This window comes from Paenisporosarcina sp. TG-14, from assembly GCF_000297555.1.
GTDB lineage: Bacteria > Bacillota > Bacilli > Bacillales_A > Planococcaceae > Paenisporosarcina > Paenisporosarcina antarctica.
Window position 1 is genome coordinate 1 of sequence record NZ_AMGD01000109.1, and the last position, 233, is coordinate 233.

At 42.1% G+C, this 233-nt stretch carries 1 rRNA gene; it reads left to right on the forward strand.

The window, feature by feature from the left end:
- Positions 1–127: 127 nt before the first annotated feature.
- Positions 128–233, forward strand: a 5S ribosomal RNA gene (gene rrf, locus C406_RS0118845); the annotation flags it as partial.

Below are 233 nucleotides of genomic sequence, written 5' to 3' on the forward strand. Positions count from 1 at the left end.
TAAAGATTGAATGGCTTTCAATGAACGTTTATCCAGTTTTGAGTGAACAAGCATATATTTTTTAAAAAAAGCTTGTAAATCTCATCAGGCTCGTTTATCCAGTTTTGAGTGAACAAGCACTCATTAGTCTAGTGATAATGGCAAAGAGGTCACACCCGTTCCCATCCCGAACACGGAAGTTAAGCTCTTTAGCGCCGATGGTAGTTGGGGGTCTCCCCCTGTGAGAGTAGGAC